Origin of the sequence: Mesorhizobium sp. M7A.F.Ca.US.014.04.1.1, assembly GCF_003998745.1 — a bacterium.
GTDB classification, from domain to species: Bacteria; Pseudomonadota; Alphaproteobacteria; order Rhizobiales; family Rhizobiaceae; genus Mesorhizobium; species Mesorhizobium ciceri.
Window position 1 is genome coordinate 1 of record NZ_RZRW01000731.1, and the last position, 2,523, is coordinate 2,523.

Consider the following 2,523-nt stretch of genomic DNA (forward strand, 5'->3'; position numbering starts at 1 on the left):
CGTCCCTGATTTTGGGACCTCCAAAAGAATTTCGCGCCACCCGGTAATAAAGGGATGTCTTGGCGAGTCTTGTTGTTAGCGGGGCCAATTTCCCGGCACGCAACCAAGAAACGAAACAAGGATCTACCAAAATGACCAAGCTCGCTCTCAGCGTGGCTGCCATGCTGCTTGCCTCAAGCGCTGCCTTTGCCGGCAGCGACCATGGCGCCACCAACTCCAACCAGCCGGCCACCAGCGTCGACACCAACGCTACTGCTTCCATTCCCTCCACGCCGCGTCAGGACAGCGTCGACTCCAAGGTGACGACCGGGCCGAGCCAGGGGTCGGTTCAGGACATCATCAACCGGCACAACAACGACGGACTCTGGGGCCGCTGAACGCGCCTCGACCTCCAAACAACAACTTCTCTCAATCCTCAAGATCAGGAACTGTTTCAATGAAAAAGATCGTCCTTACCGCTGCCGCCATCCTCGTTGCCAGTGGCACGGCCTTCGCCGGCAGCGACCACTACGGCTCGAACACTTCCCGCCAGCCGGTCGCCAGCCATTCGGCTTCAAAAATCGACACCTCGCACACCAGCTCGATCCGAGAGGTCAAGAAGATCCATGGTGGTGCCGATGCCAGCGTGCCGGCGCAGTACGGCCAAGGCATCTGGGGCAACTGAGTTTCATCCGGTCAGGACCGATAGGTTCGGCAATCAGGACGGAGGGCCACGCTTGGCTTTCCGCCACCCCCACCTCTTAACACAGGAGATCATCATGTTTAACATGACACGTCGCACGTTGCTTGGGTCCGCAACTGCCGCTGCCGCATTCGGCCTCGCCGGCAGGTTGGAATTCACCCGTCCTGCCTTCGCCGAAACAGCAGTCGAGCCGGCCGTTGGCTTCTACAAATACATGGTCGGCGATATCGAGATCACCGCCATCTATGACGGCATCTGGCGCAAGCCGCACGACCCAGCTTTCATCAAGGATGTCTCCGTCGAGGACACCAAGGCAGCCCTTGCCAAGGCCGGCCTGACGACAGACTTCATGCCTATCCCGCTCACCGTCGTCGTCCTCAAGATGAACGGCAAGGTGATTATGATGGATGCCGGTTCGGGCGTCGGCCAATGGCAAACCAATGCCACCCATCTGCCGGCCAACATGGCCGCCGCTGGCATCGACTACAAGACTATCGACACCATCATGATCTCGCATTTCCATCCCGACCACGTCTGGGGCCTGATGGAAAAGGGGACCAGCGCGCCTGTGTTCCCCAATGCCGAGCTCATCGTCAACGCCACGGAATACAAGTGGTGGACCGACCCCGGCCGACTGGCAAAGCTGCCCGAAGGGCGCAAGCCGGCGGGCAAGCGCATCGCCGAAAACTTCCCGAAATGGAAGAACTGGAAGCTGGTCGAGGACGGCGCCGAAGTGGCGCCTGGCATGCAGATCATCGCCGCGCCCGGTCATACGCCAGGCCATTCGGTCTACCTCGCAAACTCCGGCAAGGAGAAGATCATGATTTCGGCAGACACAATGTATGTGCCGGCACTACTGGCGCCGCATCCGGACTGGCAAGGCACCTACGACCAGGATGGGCCGACGGCCATTACCACGCGCCACAAACTGATCGATCGCGTGATTGCCGACAACATCCGCATCTCCGGTTCGCACTTCCCGTTCCCGGGCACCGGCACCTTCGTCAAGGACGGCAACGCCTACGGCTTCACCCCCGTGCAAATTTAAGCGCGGCAATCCCAAAGCGAGAAAGACAATGGAACCTTCCCTCTTCAACAGGCACAACCTGTTCGGGCTGCTCGGCGCCGTTGCCGTGCTGACTGCCGTTCCGGTCGCCGTCACCGGGCCGGCCTATGCCGTGGACAACATTGAAGGCGACGACGCGCCCGACCTCACCGCAGTAAAAGCCAAGATCGATGCCAAGGACTATAAGGGTGCATTGGCCGATCTTCGTGACCTGGCGCAGGACACGCAGCAGGCCGACGTCTACAATCTGCTCGGCTTCACGCTGCGCAAGACCGGCGATTACACGACGGCACTGACCTACTACACCAAGGCGCTCGAACTGAAGCCGGACCACAAGGCGGCGCGCGAATATCTCGGCGAACTCTATGTCGAGACCGGCGACATGGCCAAAGCTAGGGAGCAGCTGGCATCGCTGACCCAGCTCTGCCCGGCAGGCTGCGAGGAACGCGCAGACCTGCAGAAGGCCATCGACACCAAAGTGACCCAATGAAGCCAGGCGGGCGCCGTCGTGCGGCGCCTGCCCTCTTTCCTATCTGGAGCCAATCGTGACAACGACACAAATCGCCTTGAAACTACATCTCACCGACTTGACCCTGCTGACGGGTCGCCTGCTGCTCTCATTGCTCTTCGTGCATGAAGGCGTTGAGCTGGCGATCCATTTCGACGGTGCCGCAAAAGCCATGGCCGCCCCCGGCGTCAGCCTGCCGCTTCTGATGGCCACCATAGCGCTGCAGCTGGGAGCCGGTCTTTCGATCGGCCTGGGCCTGCTGACGCG

5 protein-coding genes are annotated in these 2,523 nt (G+C 60.6%); all 5 read left to right on the top strand.

Translation table 11 applies throughout. The annotated features are described in order from the left end of the window. Positions 1–131: 131 nt before the first annotated feature. A complete protein-coding gene (locus tag EOA22_RS30650; protein WP_063170609.1) occupies positions 132–377 on the top strand; it encodes a DUF680 domain-containing protein in 246 nt (81 codons plus the stop codon). 59 nt (positions 378–436) lie between these two features. After that, positions 437–664, top strand: coding sequence for a DUF680 domain-containing protein (locus EOA22_RS30655; protein WP_063170610.1), 228 nt, complete (start codon positions 437–439; stop codon positions 662–664). 94 nt (positions 665–758) lie between these two features. Then, a complete protein-coding gene (locus EOA22_RS30660; RefSeq protein WP_127390474.1) occupies positions 759–1,730 on the top strand; it encodes an MBL fold metallo-hydrolase in 972 nt (323 codons plus the stop codon). 28 nt (positions 1,731–1,758) lie between these two features. Next, positions 1,759–2,238, top strand: coding sequence for a tetratricopeptide repeat protein (locus tag EOA22_RS30665; protein ID WP_063170611.1), 480 nt, complete (start codon positions 1,759–1,761; stop codon positions 2,236–2,238). 55 nt (positions 2,239–2,293) lie between these two features. Next, the coding region (locus EOA22_RS30670; RefSeq protein WP_164756052.1) for a DoxX family membrane protein at positions 2,294–2,523 on the top strand (230 nt) is incomplete at its 3' end.

Coding starts and splice junctions, on each gene's coding strand:
- EOA22_RS30650 (WP_063170609.1), top strand. CDS start 132: ATGACCAAGCTCGCTCTCAGCGTGGCTGCCATGCTGCTTGCCTCAAGC.
- EOA22_RS30655 (WP_063170610.1), top strand. CDS start 437: ATGAAAAAGATCGTCCTTACCGCTGCCGCCATCCTCGTTGCCAGTGGC.
- EOA22_RS30660 (WP_127390474.1), top strand. CDS start 759: ATGTTTAACATGACACGTCGCACGTTGCTTGGGTCCGCAACTGCCGCT.
- EOA22_RS30665 (WP_063170611.1), top strand. CDS start 1,759: ATGGAACCTTCCCTCTTCAACAGGCACAACCTGTTCGGGCTGCTCGGC.